Raw genomic sequence first — 13,487 nt, 5'->3', positions numbered from 1 at the left:
GTCAGGCTCCCTTGTAGTTGATCAGGAGAAGGTCGAGCGCTTCGTCGTCGCCGTCCTTCAGATAGATGCGGACCGGCAGCGGCACCACCTGAGTCACCCATATCTTGGTCTGGTCGTTGCCGCCGTTGCTGCGCTCGACGCGCAGGGCATCGTAGCTGATCTCGCCGATGGCGATGTTCTCGGTCGCCGGCGCGGTCGTGTACTGGTAGGTGCGCAGGCGCGCATCGTCGACGAAGCGGTATTGCAGCGCCTTGCCCGGGCGGGCGTCGCGCATCAAGGCGAGGTTGATCAGCAGGCCGCTCATGTCGCCCTCTTGCAGTGCGATCTGCCTGCCGCGGCGCGATTTCTTCACGTCGCCACTCCAACTGGCGCTGTGCTTGCCCCAGTCGTATACGCCCACCGTCTTGCGGGTGGCGAACAGGGCGTTGCGGACGGTGCTCTGCGAGATCGGCCGGTAGTGTTCGCCCTGGACATCGAACACCGTGCTTTGCTGGATGTTCATGCCGGCCATGCCGGCGACGCCCTGGGTGCCGACGATGTTGAGATCGATGCGCCAGCGCGCGCCGCCGGTATTGACCAGACGCATGGTGGCGTTGCCCAGGGGTTTGCCGGCGCGGAACACCTGGTAGGCGCCGACGAAGGGTCTGAGTTCGTAGGGCCGGTAGTCGCCGGCGTCGGTCGTCAGCGCCGGGGCCGGGGCCGTCTGCGCGGCCGGGGCCACAGGCGACGACGGCGTTTGCCCGGCGGCCAGCGCCAGCGGGGCGAGCAACAGCGCGTTCAGCGGCAGGGATCTGAATTTGTGCATGGGGGCGGGGCGGGAACTCGATTCAGGCCGGGCAATCTAGCCATTGCGCCGTAAATATCGGATGACCATCCCGGTGGCGGTTGTCCGCGGTTCAGTCCGTCAGCGCGGCGGTGTCAGCCGGCCGGCCACGGCCTCCGCCAGCACTTGTTGCAAGAGGGCGTGCTCCGCCGGCAGCAGGCGCGCGGCCAGCGCTTCGGGCGTATCGCCGGGCTCGATGGCGATGCGGGTCTGGGCGATGAGCGCGCCGCCGTCCAGCTCGGGCGTCACCCAATGCACGCTGGCGCCATGCTCGGCGTCGCCGGCCTGCAATGCACGGCGGTGGGTGTGCAGACCCTTGTATTTGGGCAGCAGGGATGGGTGGATGTTGAGCAGCCTGCCGGCGAAACGGTGCACGAAATCGTTACCGAGGATGCGCATGTAACCGGCGCAGACCACCCAGTCGGGCGCGCGGGCGGCCACCGCGTCGGCCAGTTCGGCGTCGAAGCCGGCGCGATCCGGGTACGACCTGGCCTCGCGCGACCAGCGCAACGGCGCCGGCGCCCGGGCCAGCGCCGGGCAGTCCGGCCGGTCGGAGAACACGCCCGCCAGTTCGGCTTCCAACCGGCCGGCGTCGATGGCGTCGATCATCGCTTGCAGATGGCTGCCGCGTCCCGATACCAGCACGGCGATGCGCGGCTTGTGCATGTTCGAAGCGGCTCAGACGAAGCGCACGCGCTGGCCGTCGGCGCGTTCGACCACCCGGCCGATCGCTCGCGGCGCCAGCGCCATGTCCGCCAGCGCCGCGCTGACCGCGTCGGCCGCATCGGCCGGAGCCACGAACACGAAGCCGACGCCGCAATTGAAGGTGCGCCACATTTCGGCATCGGCCACGTTGCCGGCTTCCCGCAGCCACTGGAACACGGGCGGCAGTTCGATGGCGGCGGCCTCGATGTCGAGGCCCAGCCCCTCGGGAACGACGCGGACGATGTTTTCGGTCAGGCCGCCGCCGGTGATGTGCGCCATCGCGTGGATGGCCTGGCCGTGCGGGCCGCGCAGCAGTTCGAGCACCGGCTTGACGTAGAGCCGGGTCGGCGCCATCAGCGCGTCGACCAGCTTCGTTCCGCCGAGATCCAGGTCGGCCGGGCGGCCGGCGCGGTCGTAAATGCGGCGGATCAGCGAATAACCGTTGGAATGCGGGCCGCTGGAGGCGATGCCGATCAGTACGTCTCCGGCCTCGACGCGGCCGCCGTCGCGGATTTCGCTCTTCTCCACGCCGGCCACGCAGAAGCCGGCCAGATCGTATTCGCCTGGCGGGTACATGTCGGGCATTTCGGCGGTCTCGCCGCCGATCAGCGCGCAGCCGGCCTCGGCGCAGCCTGTCGCGATGCCGCCGACCACCGCCGTGGCGGTGTCCACGTCCAGCTTGCCGGTGGCGAAGTAATCGAGGAAGAACAAAGGCTCGGCGCCCTGCACCAGCACGTCGTTCACGCACATCGCCACCAGGTCGATGCCGATGGTGTCGTGGCGACCCAACTGCTGCGCCAGCTTGAGCTTGGTGCCCACGCCGTCGGTGCCGGAGACCAGCACCGGCTCGCGGTACTTGGCGGAAAGATCGAACATCGCGCCGAAGCCGCCCAGGCCGCCCATCACCTCGGGCCGGAAACTCTTTCCGACCAGTGGCTTGATCCGTTCGACCAATGTGTTGCCCGCGTCGATGTCCACGCCGGCGTCGCGGTAGGTCAGGGGTGTGGGTTCGTTCACGGGAGGCTTCGTCAGGCGGCGGGGCGGCGATTTTAACAGCCGCCGGGTGGCCGAGATGGACGCGCAAGCCGCGCTGCGGCACCATTCGCGCAGGATCGACCGGGAAACGAACGATGCGTACAGCCATCCGATGGACATGGGCGGCGATGTTGCTGCTGTGCATGACGCCGGCTTTCGCGCAACGTGCCGAGGGCAGCCGCGCGCGCGCCCAGGGCGTGTACGAGGCGGAAGTGCTGGTGCGCTCGCAGACCGATGGCGAGCGCGATGGCGGCTTCGCCCGCGCGCTGTCGCAGGTGCTGTCCAACCTTTCGGGCGAGCGCAATCCCGGCGCGCGTCCTGGGGTTGGCCAGGAACTGCGGCGGGCGAAGGAGTACGTGGCCGGCTACGATTACCGCCAGGACGAAGGCGTCTCCGCCAGCGGCGCGCCCAGCTTCGACACCCTGCTGGTGGTGCGCTTCAAGCCGGAGATGGTCGATGAACTGATCAAGATGGCCGGCGTGCCGGTTTGGCCGACGCCGCGCCCGAAGCCGGTGCTGTGGCTGGCGATCGATGATGGCAGCGGCCCGCGTCTGGTCGGTCTGCAACAGAACAACGCCGCCCGCAGCATTCTCGACCGTGCCAAGGCGCGCGGTTACAGCCTTGGTCTGCCCGCCGGCAATGCCGCCGAACAGGCCGCCGCCGGCGCCATCTGGCGGGGCGATACCGCCGCCGTCGCGCGTATCTCCAGGGCTTATTCGCCGCCGATGCAGCTCGTCGGCAAGCTCTATCGCGCCGGCGCCGGCTGGAAGGCCGACTGGATATTCGTCGACAACGGCCGCGTGCTGGCGCGCACCTCGACCGGCGATGGCGATGCCCGCCGCGCCATGTCCGGCGGGGCCGACATGGCCGCCGACGCGCTCACCCGCAAATATGCCCGCGCCACCGTGCCGGACAGCCCGCCCGGCGATTTCGTGGTGACGATTTCGGGCATCGCCGGCGCCGGCGAATACCTGCGCCTGATTGGCTGGCTGGAAGGCCACCCGCTGGTCGGCCGCATCGTGCCGGTCTCGGCCGAGGGCGGCAGCGTGGTGCTGCAATTGGCGCTGAGGAGCGGCCTGCCCGGATTCCGCCGCTCGCTTGAGCGTGACGGGGTGATCGTCGCGGTGGGCGACGATGCCGATTTCGTGTTGCGCTGAGGTGGGGATGAAGCCACAACACCCCCCGCGCCAGGCATCGCTGGCCGACATCGCCGCTTTTTTCCGGCGCCTGCAATGGGCCGCGGTGGCGGTGGGCGTCATCTGGCTGGTCAGCCTGCTGGCGCCGATCCTTACCCCGTTCGTGATCGCCGCGATGCTGGGCTGGCTGGGCGATCCGCTGGTGGACCGCATCGAGGCGCGCGGCGTCGGCCGCAATACCGCGGTGATCGCCGTGTTCACCGGGATGTCGCTGGGGCTGCTGGTGGTGGTGCTGATCCTGGTGCCGGTGATCGCGCGTCAGATCATGACCTTGGTCGAATCGTGGCCGGAATACCAGGCGTGGTTCGCCAACTGGTTCACCGGGCGGCTGGCGCCCTGGGTGCTGGCGAAATTCAAGTTCGACCTGCTGGCCTGGTTCGACAGCGAACATTTGATGGCGATGCTGCGCGAGCACTGGCAGCGCGTCGGCGGTGTCGCGGCGACCGTGCTGGGCTTCCTCTCACGCTCGGGCATGGGCATGGTGTTGTGGCTGACCAACCTGGTGCTGATCCCGGTGCTGGCGTTCTTCTTCCTGCGCGACTGGGATCGTTTCGTCGAGCGCATCGCCGCGCTGATCCCGCGCGATCACCTGTCGACGGTGACGCAACTGGCGAAGGAATCCGATGCCGTGCTCGGCGGCTTTCTGCGCGGCCAGTTCCTGGTGATGGTGGCGCTGGGCGTGATGTACGGTCTCGGCCTGTGGCTGGTCGGGGTGAAGGTCGGCATCCTGATCGGGGTGATCGGCGGATTGCTCAGCTTCGTGCCCTACCTCGGCCCGGCTTCGGTGGTGGTGATGGGCGGCATCGCCGCGTTGGTGCAGGGCGGCGGCTGGCCGATGCTGGCCGGCGTGGGCGTGGTGTTCACCGTCGCTCAGTTGATCGAGAGCTACCTGCTGACGCCCAAGCTGGTCGGCGACCGCATCGGCCTGCACCCGATGGCGGTGATCTTCGCGGTGATGGCAGGCGGCGTGCTGTTCGGCTTCGTCGGCATGCTGCTGGCCTTGCCGGGCGCGGCGGTGATCAACGTGCTGCTGCATTTCGCGGTGGAGCGCTATCGCGCCAGCCGGATCTACGTCGGCGAGCAGCCGGCGATCGTGCTGGAGCAGGCCAAGGGTTCCCGGCTGCTGATGCCCGAGGAAGACACGGGGCCACCCGAGGCGTGAGCAATACCCCGCAACTGCCGCTGGCGCTCCGCTATCCGCCCGATCAGCGCCTGGAAAGCTTCGTCGCCGCGCCGCCGGCCGCGCTGGCCCAGTTGCACGCGCTAGCGGCGGGCGCGGGCGACTGGCTGTACTTGTGCGGGCCGTCGGGCGTGGGCAAGACCCACCTGGCGCTGGCGGTCTGCGCCGAGGCCGAAGCGCGCGGCGTCGAGGCGCAATATCTGCCGTTGGTCGCGCTGGCCGGTCGTCTGGCGGCGGCCTTGCCGGCGCCGCGCGCTGGCGCGCTGTACGCGCTGGACGGCCTGGATGCCGCCGCCGGCGGGCGCGCCGATGAAGTAGCCCTGTTCGATTTCCACAATGCCGCCCGGGATGGCGGCGCGTACTTGCTCTATACCGCGCGCGCGGTGCCCGACGCGCTTGGCCTGGACCTGCCGGATTTGCGCTCCCGTCTCGGCCAATGCGCGCGGATCGCGCTTGCGCCGCCGGATGACGCCGTCCGCGCGGCCATCCTGCGCCTGCGCGCCGAACGCCGGGGGCTGCAATTCGACGAAGCCGCGATCGACTGGTTGCTGAAGCGGGTCGAGCGTGACATGTCCAGCCTCACCGCGCTGTTCGAACGCCTCGACCGCGAGTCGCTGGCAGCGCAGCGGCGGCTGACCGTGCCATTCTTGCGGCAGGTGCTGGAGGCGGGCGGCTGAACGCGGCGGCGCGCATAGCCGTGCCGGCGTGCCGATGTTCCTTCAAACCGAGTACGGCCAGACGCATGGCCGCCGTCAATCGCCGGCGCGCAATGCCGTATCCAGTGCGCGCAGCCGCGCCGGCGTGCCGACATCGGTCCAGCGGCCGGGATGCCTTTCGCCGCTCACCATTCCCCGCGCCATCGCCGCGCGCAGCAGCGGGGCCAGCTTGAAGCGTGGTGGCGCGTCCGCAGCGCCATCGGTATCGTCGATCACCGCGTGCCAGTCGTCGAACAGTTCGCGCCGGTAAACGCCGATGCCGGAGAAGGTCAGCTTGCCGTGGCCATCGGCGTGCAGGCGGCCCGTGGCATCGAGGGCGAAATCGCCGGCTGGATGGTGCGTCGGGTTGTCCACCAGCAGCAGGTGGGCGAGGCCAAGGGGGTCGCGTGGCAGGCGGGCGAAATCGGCATCGCTCCAGACATCGCCATTGACCGCGATGAACGGCGTGTCGCCGAGCAGCGGCAGGGCGTTCCACATGCCGCCGCCGGTTTCCAGTGGCGTCGGGCCTTCGTAGGAATAGTGCAGGCGCAGGCCGAAGCGGCCGCCGTCGCCCAGCGCGGCGGGGAATTGCCCGGCCAGCCAGGAAGTGTTGACAACGACTTCCCGCACTCCCATCGCCGCCAGTTTCTCCAGGTGCCAGACGATCAGCGGTTTGCCGCCGACTTCCAGCAATGGCTTGGGCGTGGTGTCGGTCAGCGGACGCATGCGCTCGCCGAGGCCGGCGGCGAAGATCAGCGCTTTCATGCTGGCGATCGATCGTGCGCGGCCAGCGCCGGCTTGACGCGGCCATCGATGAAGGCGGCCAGCCCGGCCAGCGGCGCATGTTTCGACAGCGTCTCGTCGAGATAGGCGAAAAAGCGCGGCGCGTCGGCCAGGTATTTCGGTTTGTGATCGCGGTGGCGCAGGCGGGCGAAGATGCCGATGACTTTGAGATGGCGTTGCACGCCGATCAGCTCGGCATCGCGCAGGAAGCGTTCGGCCGGCGGTACCGGCAGGCCGGCGGCGGCGGCGCGGGTGTGGTAGCGGCGCAGCCAGCCATCGACGCGCGCGGCCGGCCAGCTCAGGAAGGCGTCCTTGAACAGGGAAAATGCGTCGTAGGCGATTGGTCCGCTGACGGCATCCTGGAAATCCAGCACGGCGGGACCATCCTCGGCCCGCATCAGATTGCGTGGCATGAAATCGCGGTGCACCAGCACCCGCGGCTGCGCCAGCGCGGCATCGATCAGGAAGCGGTAGGCGGCGTCCAGTGTCTCCATTTCGGCGCAGTCGAGCGTCATGCCGAGATGGGCGCGGCAGAACCAGTCGTCGAACAGGCGCAGCTCGCGCGCCAGCATCGCTTCGTCGTAGCGCGGCAGCGTGTCCGGTGGCGGGATCGCCTGCAATTTCAGCAACTGGCCGATGGCGGCATCGAACAGAACGTCGGCGTTGCCGTCGTCGAGATCGTGCAGATAGGTGTGGATGCCGAGATCCTCCAGCAGCAGGAAGCCGGCCGTACCGTCCTCGGCCAGTACCCGCGGCACCCGCACGCCGCCGGCGTGCAGCAGGTCGCGCATCGCAAGCCACGGGCGCACGTCCTCCTTGTCCGGGGGCGAATCCATGACGATGCGCGAAGGCGCGACGCCCAGCGTGCGCCAGTAGCTGCGGAAACCGGCATCGGTGGAGGCGCGTTCGAGCGCCAGCCCGGGGGCGTCAAGCGTGCGGCGCGCCCAGTCCAGGCGTGCGGTTTCCCGATCCATGCGCGGCCTCAGCGACGGCTGCGGAAGATGCGGCGCTCACGCGGCTTTTTGAACAGCCCGACGAACAGCAGCAGAAAGACCGCGCCCAGCACCGCGCCGAGGAAACCGGCCTGCTGGCCCGGCTGGTACCAGCCCATGTATTGGCCGAACCAGCCGGCGAACAGCGCCCCGGCGATGCCGAGCAAGGTGGTGAGAATGAGCCCCATGCGGTCGCGGCCGGGCTTGAACAAGCGCGCCACGATGCCGACAAGGAGGCCGATGAAGGCGATGTACAGCCAGTTTTCGCTGCCGAACAAAGGCATGGATGTCCCCCGTCGCGTATCCGCCGCCCAGCATAACAGCGCGGGCGGCGGAAAGATCAGCGGGGGCTTCGGCGGCGTGGCCTCAGCGGGCGGCCGGGCGCTTCGCGCGCATGGCTTCGAAGATGAACAGCAGGATGATCGCGGCGACGATCGCCACTACCCAGGTCATGAAGCCGCCAAGCCCGAAATAAACCGAAGCCTGGCCGCCGATGACCGCGCCGACGATGCCGAGGACGATGGTCATGATCCAGCCCATCGGGTCCGCGCCCGGCTTGATGAGCCGCGCCAGCACGCCGATGACCAGACCGCCGATGATGTAGCCGAAGATGCCTTCGAACATGTTGAATCTCTCGTGAATTGACCCGCGCACTATCCCCGTGCGCGGGTCAAGAAGGCGTCAATGCCGGCGAGCGGCTTCAGCAGCAGCCGTGGTCGCCGTGGCGTTTCCCGCTGTCGGCGGCCACGGCCACGCCGCTGGTCTCGCCACGCAGACTGGCGGCGTGGTGGGCGGCGATCACCTGGGCCACGCAGGCGGTGACTTTCTTGCCCATCGGGATGTGCAGGAACTCGTTGGGGCCGTGCGCGTTGCTGTGCGGGCCCAGCACGCCGGTGATCATGAACTGCGCGCCGGGGAATTTCTCGCCCAGCATGCCCATGAACGGGATCGAGCCGCCTTCGCCCATGTACATCACCGGCTTGCCGTAGAAAGCCTGGCTGGCGGCCTCGATGGCCTCGGCCAGCCAGGCCGACATCGCCGGCGCGTTCCAGCCCGAGGACGATTTCTCCAGCTCGAAGTCGACCTTGGCGCCGTTTGGCGGGTCCTTCAGCAGGGCGTCGCGCAGAAGCTGGCCGCCGGCATCCCCATCCAGCGTGGGCGGCAGGCGCAGCGAGAGCTTCACCGCGGTGAACGGGCGCAGCACGTTGCCGGCCGATTCCAGCGGCGGCATGCCGTCGATGCCGGTGATGGAAAGCGCCGGACGCCAGGTGCGGTTGAGCACGCGCTCCATGTTGTCGTCGGCCATCGGGCTGAGGCCCTCGACCAGAGGGAACTTGTCGAAGATTTCGTCGCCCAGCACGTCGGCGGCCTTCTTCGCCTGCTCCAGGCGTTCGGCGGGGATGTCCACGTACAGGCCATCGAGTTTCATCCTGCCGCTGGCCTCGTCCTCGACCCGCGAGAGCAACTGCCGTACCAGCCGCCAGCTGGAAGGCACGATGCCGGAAGCATCGCCCGAGTGCACGCCTTCGTTCAGCACATCCACGCGCAGGTTGCCGCCGGCGAGGCCGCGCAGCGAGGTGGTGCACCAGAGCTGGTCGTAGTTGCCGCAGCCCGAATCCAGGCAGACCACCAGCGAGGGCCTGCCGATGCGTTCGGCAAGGTGATCGACGTAGGCCGGCAGGTCGTAGCTGCCGGATTCCTCGCAGGCTTCGATCAGCACCACGCAGCGCGCGTGCGGCAGGCCCTGCGCCCGCAACGCCATCACGCCGGTCAGCGAGCCGAAGATGGCGTAGCCGTCGTCGGCGCCGCCGCGACCGTAGAGCCTGTCGCCGCGCAGCACCGGTTTCCATGGGCCGAGGTCGGCATCCCAGCCGGTCATTTCCGGCTGTTTGTCGAGGTGGCCGTAGAGCAGCACGCAGTCATCGCCCACCGATTCGCCGCTGGCCGGGATATCGATATAGATGAGCGGCGTGCGCGTTTCCAGTTGCACCACCTCGACCGCCATGCCGGGGATGTCCTGCGCCCGGGCCCAGTCGACCATCAGCTCGACCGCCTGATCCATGTAGCCATGTTCGCGCCAGTGGGTGTCGAACATCGGCGACTTGTTGGGGATGGCGATGTAATCGATCAGTTTCGGGACGATCTCTTCATCCCATTTCTCGTTGACGAACTGGTTGATCTTGCTGGTGTCCATCGCGGGCTCCGCTGTCCGGGAAACCCAGGATTCTAGCGGGGCGAGGCTTTGCATCCCGTGAGCCCGCGGCGGGGGGAAGGTCATCGGGTAGGAGAATTCCTACACGGTAATGGGGTGTTTTCCCGCGGCATTTCGAGTCTTCCGGCGATAGGGGGCGATCACCGTCCAGGGGAAACTTCTCTCCGAACCCACGAACCAGGCTGCAAGTACCACCATCGGCACCGAAATGAAGTTTCTGCCTCACCTGATCCGCTTGCTGCTGTTGTGCCTGCTGCCCTTCGGGCAGGTGCACGCCGCCGCCGATGTCCAGGTCGACATCAACAGCGCCGATGCCATCGCGTTGGATGCGGCGCTGGTGAACGTCGGTCAGGTGCGGGCACAGGCGATCATCGATTACCGCCGGGAAAATGGTCCGTTCCGCAGCGTCGAGCAACTGGCCATGGTCAAGGGCATCGGGATCAAGACGGTGGAGATGAATCGCCACCGGATCATTCTGGGAAAGGGGGCACAGGAAATCCGCCCCGCCATGCGTGGCCAGGAGGACAAGGCCGAGGCGTACCACACACGGTACTAGGCATTGCTATGCACTGAATCCGGAAGTTCGGTGCGGGGGCAGGGAGCCCCGACAGACAGGCAGGAGCCGATACAGGGAAGTCAGGACCAAGGAATGTCCAGGCCGCCCGGCGTGCAGGGAATGCACGCCGGGCGTTCTTTTTCCGGCGGACCGGGTGGTTAGACTGCGCGGATGGAATTGCTGGATGTCATCCGTTTCGAGCAGACCCGGCGTCAGCGTTGGCGCAATGGCGGCGGCTGGACGCGCGAGATCGCCTTGGCTGGCGATCTCGCCGACTTCGACTGGCGGCTATCGTTGGCCGAAGTGGAGCGTGACGGGCCGTTCTCGCTGTTCCCGGGGATCGAACGCGAGATCGTATTGCTGTCCGGCGCGGGGATGGTTCTTGATTTCGCCGATGGCGAGTGTGCCGGGCTGACGCCGGAAATCCCCCGGCTGCGTTTTGCCGGGGAACGAGCGTTGCACAGCCGGCTGCTCGATGGGCCGACCACCGATTTCAACCTGATGTGGGCGCGCCAGCGCATCGATGCCGAGTTGTGGCGGCGGCCCTTGGCCGGCGCCACGACCGTGTGGGCCGAGCCGGGCGAAACCTGGGCGGTGCATCTCGTCGAGGGCGAGGCATGGTTGCCTGATGCTGGCGATCTGCGGTTGGCGCGAGGCGATACCGTGCTGTTGAGTGGCGGTGCCCGGCGTCGTCGGCAGTGCATGGAGGCGAATGGCCATGCGCTCGTGATTCGCCTGCGGCGTCTGCCGGCCTGAGCGGCGGGATTCAGTACACGTCGCGGCGATAACGGCCTTCGGCCAGCAGTTGCTGGCGCAGCGTCGCGCCCAATGCCGCTTCGATCACCGCGTCCACCGCTGGCGCCATGCCACGCAGGCTGCCGCAGACGTATATCGCTGCGTCGTTCTCCACCCATTGGCGAAGGCGCGCGGATTGCGCGCGCAAGGCATCCTGCACGTAACGGTGTTCGCCGCCGTCGCGCGAATGGACGGCATCGAAACGGGCAAGCAGCCCGGCCGCTTGCCATTGGCGCAGGTCGTCGGCGAAGTGGGTATCGTGCGCGGCCTGGCGTTCGCCGAACAAGAGCCAGTTGTCGCCGATGCCGGCGGCGGCGCGGGCGGCCAAGTGTGCGCGCAGGCCGGCGATGCCGGTGCCGTTGCCGATCAGGATCATCGGCCGTGCCGGGTCTGGCGGGTGGAAGCATGGATTGCCGCGGATGCGCAGCTCGATGCCGTCGCCGATGCCGGCGTGCCGGGTCAACCAGCCGCTGCCCAGGCCGGGCCGGCCCAGCTCGTCGTACATTTCGCGCACCAGGAGTTGCAGTTCGTTTTCCGATGGGATCGAGGCAATTGAATATTCGCGGTGTGGCAGCGGTTCCAGCGTGTCGGCGATGGCCTGGGGCGTGCGCCCGGCGATGTCGCCGGATACGGGCAGGCGCATGCCGGCCAGCAGGTCGGCGAAGTGCCGCGTGCCGGCCTTGCCGGGTACGCGCACTTCGGCACGCCCGTCCAGGCCATGCTCGGCCAGCCAACTGTCGATGGTTTCCGGTGAATGACGCGGGCCGATCTCGGCGATGTCGCCGGCCCGCCATTCGACATGTTCATCGGCTGGTATCTCAAGCCATAGCCGGTGTACTGGTGCGCCGAGACCGCCAGGGTTGAGGCATTCGCGCGCCGCCAGCCGCCAGCGCTGGTACTCCGGCGCCACCCAGTCGGGGATCGACGTGCCGCCGAATGCCTGCCCGAGTTGCTGTTGCCAATGGCGCAGCGCCGCCGGGTCGCCGGCATCCACCTCGATATGGTCGAACAGCGGCGTGGCGCCAGCCTGGCGCAGTGCGTCGTCGAGCTGGCGGCCGTAGGCGCAAAAGTGTGTGTAACGGTGGTCGCCGAGCGCGAGTACGGCGTAATGGAGGCCGGTGAGATCGGCGCCCCGCAACAGGGGAACGCAGCCGAGCGCATGGTCGGGCGGGTCGCCTTCGCCAGTGGTGCTGGCGACGACCAGCACGCGGCGGTGTCGTTTGAGCGAGGCGATGCCGGTGGTGTCCAGCGGCGCCACGTGGCTGGCGATGCCGGCCGTCTCCAGCAGAGCCGCGCTGTGCTCGGCCAGTTGCGTGGCGAATCCGGTCTGGCTGGCCCAGAGGATTGGCACCGCGTCGCCGTCTTTCAACGAAGAAGCCGCACGCCGCGGGTACGGCAGGCCGAGGCAGAGCGCGAACCAGAGCGCGAGTGCGGTGCCGGCGAATACGATGCGCGATGCGTCCGGCATCCCGTGCCACCAGGGGTCGCGCTGCCAGGCGGCGAAGCCCAGGGCGAAGGCCGTCAGTGCCGAGAGCAGCAGCATGTTGCCGATCCGGGCGCGGTTCATGCCCGCAAGCGCTCGATGAAGGCCGGAGTCATCCGCTCGCGGTGATCGTTGGCCGCGCTGTCGATGAAACGGGCCGCGAAGCCGTGCCGGCAGGCGAGATCGAAGCCCGCCTCGCAGCCGAGCACGCCAAGCGCGGTGGCCCAGCCATCGGCCCGCATCGCGCTGGGCATGGCGACCGTCACCGCCGTCGGGGCATGGCGCACCGGCGCGCCGATGCGTGGGTCGAGCGTATGGCTTTGCCGCGTGCCCGCGTCCTCTCGGCAGTGCCAGCGGTCGCCGGAAGTGGCGATGGCCAGTTCGTCGAGTGCGAGGATGCGCGGTGGTTGTTCGTCGCGTTCGTCGCCGGCCCAGCCTTCCACGATCACCCGCCACGGCATGCCGTCGGGTTTGTGGCCGTAGCCGCGCAGTTCGCCGCCGACTTCCACCAGCGCGGCGACGACACCGGCGTGGCGCAGCCAGGCGCTGACCGCGTCGACCGCATGGCCCTTGGCGATCGCGGAGAGATCCAGCGCAATGCCGCCGGGTTGCAGCAGCGTGTCGGTACCGCGCCATCTCAGGCGTTGCCAGCCGGTGGTGGCGCGCAACGCCTCCAGCCGTGCCAGCGCATCGGCATGCACCGCGCGCGATGGCCCGAAGCCCCAGGCATCGACCAGCGCGCCGAGGGTCGGGTCGAAGGCGCCGCCGCTGGCCTCGGCGATGTCCAGCGCGGCCCGCATCACCTGGGCGAAGCCCGGCGGCAGCGCCCGCCAACTGCCGGCCGGCGCGTGGTTGTAGCGGGAGAGGTGGGAATCGGCTTCCCAGTGGCTCATCTCCGCCACCACCTGGTCCAGCACGCGTTGCGCGCCGGCATGCAGGCGGTTCAGATCGGCGGCCGGCCGGGCCACCAGCCGCGCCGACCAGGTGGTGCCCATGGTGGCGCCGCCGATCTGGTGCAGGACGGACATCTGG

14 protein-coding genes and 1 pseudogene are annotated in these 13,487 nt (G+C 68.6%); 5 read left to right on the top strand and 10 right to left on the bottom strand.

Features of this window, described 5'->3' with window-relative positions:
• Position 1: 1 nt before the first annotated feature.
• The 3 genes and pseudogenes from EBB59_RS02785 to purM form a co-directional block, all read right to left on the bottom strand.
• The gene (locus EBB59_RS02785) at positions 2-805 is read right to left on the bottom strand and encodes a DUF3108 domain-containing protein (RefSeq protein ID WP_122100628.1); all 804 of its coding nucleotides are present in this window, start codon (positions 803-805) and stop codon (positions 2-4) included.
• 114 nt (positions 806-919) lie between these two features.
• A pseudogene (purN, locus tag EBB59_RS02780) lies at positions 920-1,489 on the bottom strand (phosphoribosylglycinamide formyltransferase); the annotation flags it as partial.
• Between the two features lie 12 nt (positions 1,490-1,501).
• Positions 1,502-2,641 (bottom strand): phosphoribosylformylglycinamidine cyclo-ligase, encoded by a 1,140-nt coding sequence (purM, locus tag EBB59_RS02775; protein ID WP_425451787.1) that lies wholly within the window; start codon positions 2,639-2,641, stop codon positions 1,502-1,504.
• 17 nt (positions 2,642-2,658) lie between these two features.
• On the opposite strand from purM, the gene EBB59_RS02770 reads away from it, so the two are divergent.
• Genes EBB59_RS02770 through hda form a run of 3 tightly spaced genes read left to right on the top strand, consistent with a single transcriptional unit; the run spans position 2,659 to position 5,616 of the window.
• On the top strand, positions 2,659-3,720 hold the full coding sequence (locus EBB59_RS02770) for a DUF2066 domain-containing protein (protein ID WP_122100749.1): 1,062 nt from the start codon (positions 2,659-2,661) through the stop codon (positions 3,718-3,720).
• Positions 3,721-3,727: 7 nt separating this feature from the next.
• The gene (locus EBB59_RS02765; protein ID WP_122100625.1) at positions 3,728-4,921 is read left to right on the top strand and encodes an AI-2E family transporter; all 1,194 of its coding nucleotides are present in this window, start codon (positions 3,728-3,730) and stop codon (positions 4,919-4,921) included.
• Positions 4,918-5,616, top strand: coding sequence for a DnaA regulatory inactivator Hda (gene hda / locus EBB59_RS02760; protein ID WP_122100624.1), 699 nt, complete (start codon positions 4,918-4,920; stop codon positions 5,614-5,616). Before EBB59_RS02765 ends, hda begins: the two co-directional genes overlap by 4 nt.
• Before the next feature lie 75 nt (positions 5,617-5,691).
• Here the strand turns inward: hda and murU are convergent, their stop codons facing one another.
• The 5 genes from murU to EBB59_RS02735 form a co-directional block, all read right to left on the bottom strand.
• Positions 5,692-6,399 carry an N-acetylmuramate alpha-1-phosphate uridylyltransferase MurU gene (gene murU, locus EBB59_RS02755; protein WP_122100623.1) on the bottom strand — a complete coding sequence of 236 codons (708 nt, stop codon included), beginning with the start codon at positions 6,397-6,399 and terminating at the stop codon, positions 5,692-5,694.
• Positions 6,396-7,391 (bottom strand): aminoglycoside phosphotransferase family protein, encoded by a 996-nt coding sequence (locus EBB59_RS02750; RefSeq protein WP_122100622.1) that lies wholly within the window; start codon positions 7,389-7,391, stop codon positions 6,396-6,398. The genes murU and EBB59_RS02750 overlap by 4 nt, the downstream gene beginning before the upstream one ends.
• A gap of 8 nt (positions 7,392-7,399) precedes the next feature.
• The gene (locus tag EBB59_RS02745) at positions 7,400-7,693 is read right to left on the bottom strand and encodes a GlsB/YeaQ/YmgE family stress response membrane protein (protein ID WP_122100621.1); all 294 of its coding nucleotides are present in this window, start codon (positions 7,691-7,693) and stop codon (positions 7,400-7,402) included.
• 82 nt (positions 7,694-7,775) lie between these two features.
• On the bottom strand, positions 7,776-8,033 hold the full coding sequence (locus EBB59_RS02740) for a GlsB/YeaQ/YmgE family stress response membrane protein (RefSeq protein ID WP_122100620.1): 258 nt from the start codon (positions 8,031-8,033) through the stop codon (positions 7,776-7,778).
• Between the two features lie 76 nt (positions 8,034-8,109).
• Complete coding sequence (locus EBB59_RS02735) at positions 8,110-9,603, bottom strand: M20 family metallopeptidase (RefSeq protein ID WP_122100619.1); 1,494 nt, start codon at positions 9,601-9,603, stop codon at positions 8,110-8,112.
• Between the two features lie 226 nt (positions 9,604-9,829).
• Between EBB59_RS02735 and EBB59_RS02730 the strand changes: the two genes are divergently transcribed.
• Together EBB59_RS02730 and EBB59_RS02725 are read left to right on the top strand one after the other, a co-directional pair.
• Positions 9,830-10,177, top strand: coding sequence for a ComEA family DNA-binding protein (locus tag EBB59_RS02730; protein WP_122100618.1), 348 nt, complete (start codon positions 9,830-9,832; stop codon positions 10,175-10,177).
• Positions 10,178-10,348: 171 nt separating this feature from the next.
• Positions 10,349-10,933: a HutD/Ves family protein gene (locus EBB59_RS02725; RefSeq protein WP_122100617.1), complete on the top strand. Its 585-nt coding sequence runs from the start codon at positions 10,349-10,351 to the stop codon at positions 10,931-10,933.
• A 10-nt stretch (positions 10,934-10,943) separates the two neighbouring features.
• Here the strand turns inward: EBB59_RS02725 and EBB59_RS02720 are convergent, their stop codons facing one another.
• Together EBB59_RS02720 and EBB59_RS02715 are read right to left on the bottom strand one after the other, a co-directional pair.
• A complete protein-coding gene (locus EBB59_RS02720) occupies positions 10,944-12,539 on the bottom strand; it encodes a sulfite reductase subunit alpha (RefSeq protein ID WP_122100616.1) in 1,596 nt (531 codons plus the stop codon).
• A complete protein-coding gene (locus EBB59_RS02715) occupies positions 12,536-13,483 on the bottom strand; it encodes an FAD:protein FMN transferase (protein WP_122100748.1) in 948 nt (315 codons plus the stop codon). Before EBB59_RS02715 ends, EBB59_RS02720 begins: the two co-directional genes overlap by 4 nt.
• Positions 13,484-13,487: the final 4 nt, after the last annotated feature.

It is taken from the genome of Solilutibacter pythonis (assembly GCF_003697345.1).
GTDB lineage: Bacteria > Pseudomonadota > Gammaproteobacteria > Xanthomonadales > Xanthomonadaceae > Solilutibacter > Solilutibacter pythonis.
Note: the sequence above shows the minus strand (reverse complement) of the source record. Positions and strands in the feature narration are given on the sequence as shown.

What these genes read in the sequence shown, in the direction of transcription:
- EBB59_RS02785 (WP_122100628.1), bottom strand. Translation starts at nt 805, where the DNA reads ATGCACAAATTCAGATCCCTGCCGCTGAACGCGCTGTTGCTCGCCCCG.
- EBB59_RS02770 (WP_122100749.1), top strand. Translation starts at nt 2,659, where the DNA reads ATGCGTACAGCCATCCGATGGACATGGGCGGCGATGTTGCTGCTGTGC.
- EBB59_RS02765 (WP_122100625.1), top strand. Translation starts at nt 3,728, where the DNA reads ATGAAGCCACAACACCCCCCGCGCCAGGCATCGCTGGCCGACATCGCC.
- murU (WP_122100623.1), bottom strand. Translation starts at nt 6,399, where the DNA reads ATGAAAGCGCTGATCTTCGCCGCCGGCCTCGGCGAGCGCATGCGTCCG.
- EBB59_RS02750 (WP_122100622.1), bottom strand. Translation starts at nt 7,391, where the DNA reads ATGGATCGGGAAACCGCACGCCTGGACTGGGCGCGCCGCACGCTTGAC.
- EBB59_RS02745 (WP_122100621.1), bottom strand. Translation starts at nt 7,693, where the DNA reads ATGCCTTTGTTCGGCAGCGAAAACTGGCTGTACATCGCCTTCATCGGC.
- EBB59_RS02740 (WP_122100620.1), bottom strand. Translation starts at nt 8,033, where the DNA reads ATGTTCGAAGGCATCTTCGGCTACATCATCGGCGGTCTGGTCATCGGC.
- EBB59_RS02735 (WP_122100619.1), bottom strand. Translation starts at nt 9,603, where the DNA reads ATGGACACCAGCAAGATCAACCAGTTCGTCAACGAGAAATGGGATGAA.
- EBB59_RS02730 (WP_122100618.1), top strand. Translation starts at nt 9,830, where the DNA reads ATGAAGTTTCTGCCTCACCTGATCCGCTTGCTGCTGTTGTGCCTGCTG.
- EBB59_RS02725 (WP_122100617.1), top strand. Translation starts at nt 10,349, where the DNA reads ATGGAATTGCTGGATGTCATCCGTTTCGAGCAGACCCGGCGTCAGCGT.
- EBB59_RS02720 (WP_122100616.1), bottom strand. Translation starts at nt 12,539, where the DNA reads ATGAACCGCGCCCGGATCGGCAACATGCTGCTGCTCTCGGCACTGACG.
- EBB59_RS02715 (WP_122100748.1), bottom strand. Translation starts at nt 13,483, where the DNA reads ATGTCCGTCCTGCACCAGATCGGCGGCGCCACCATGGGCACCACCTGG.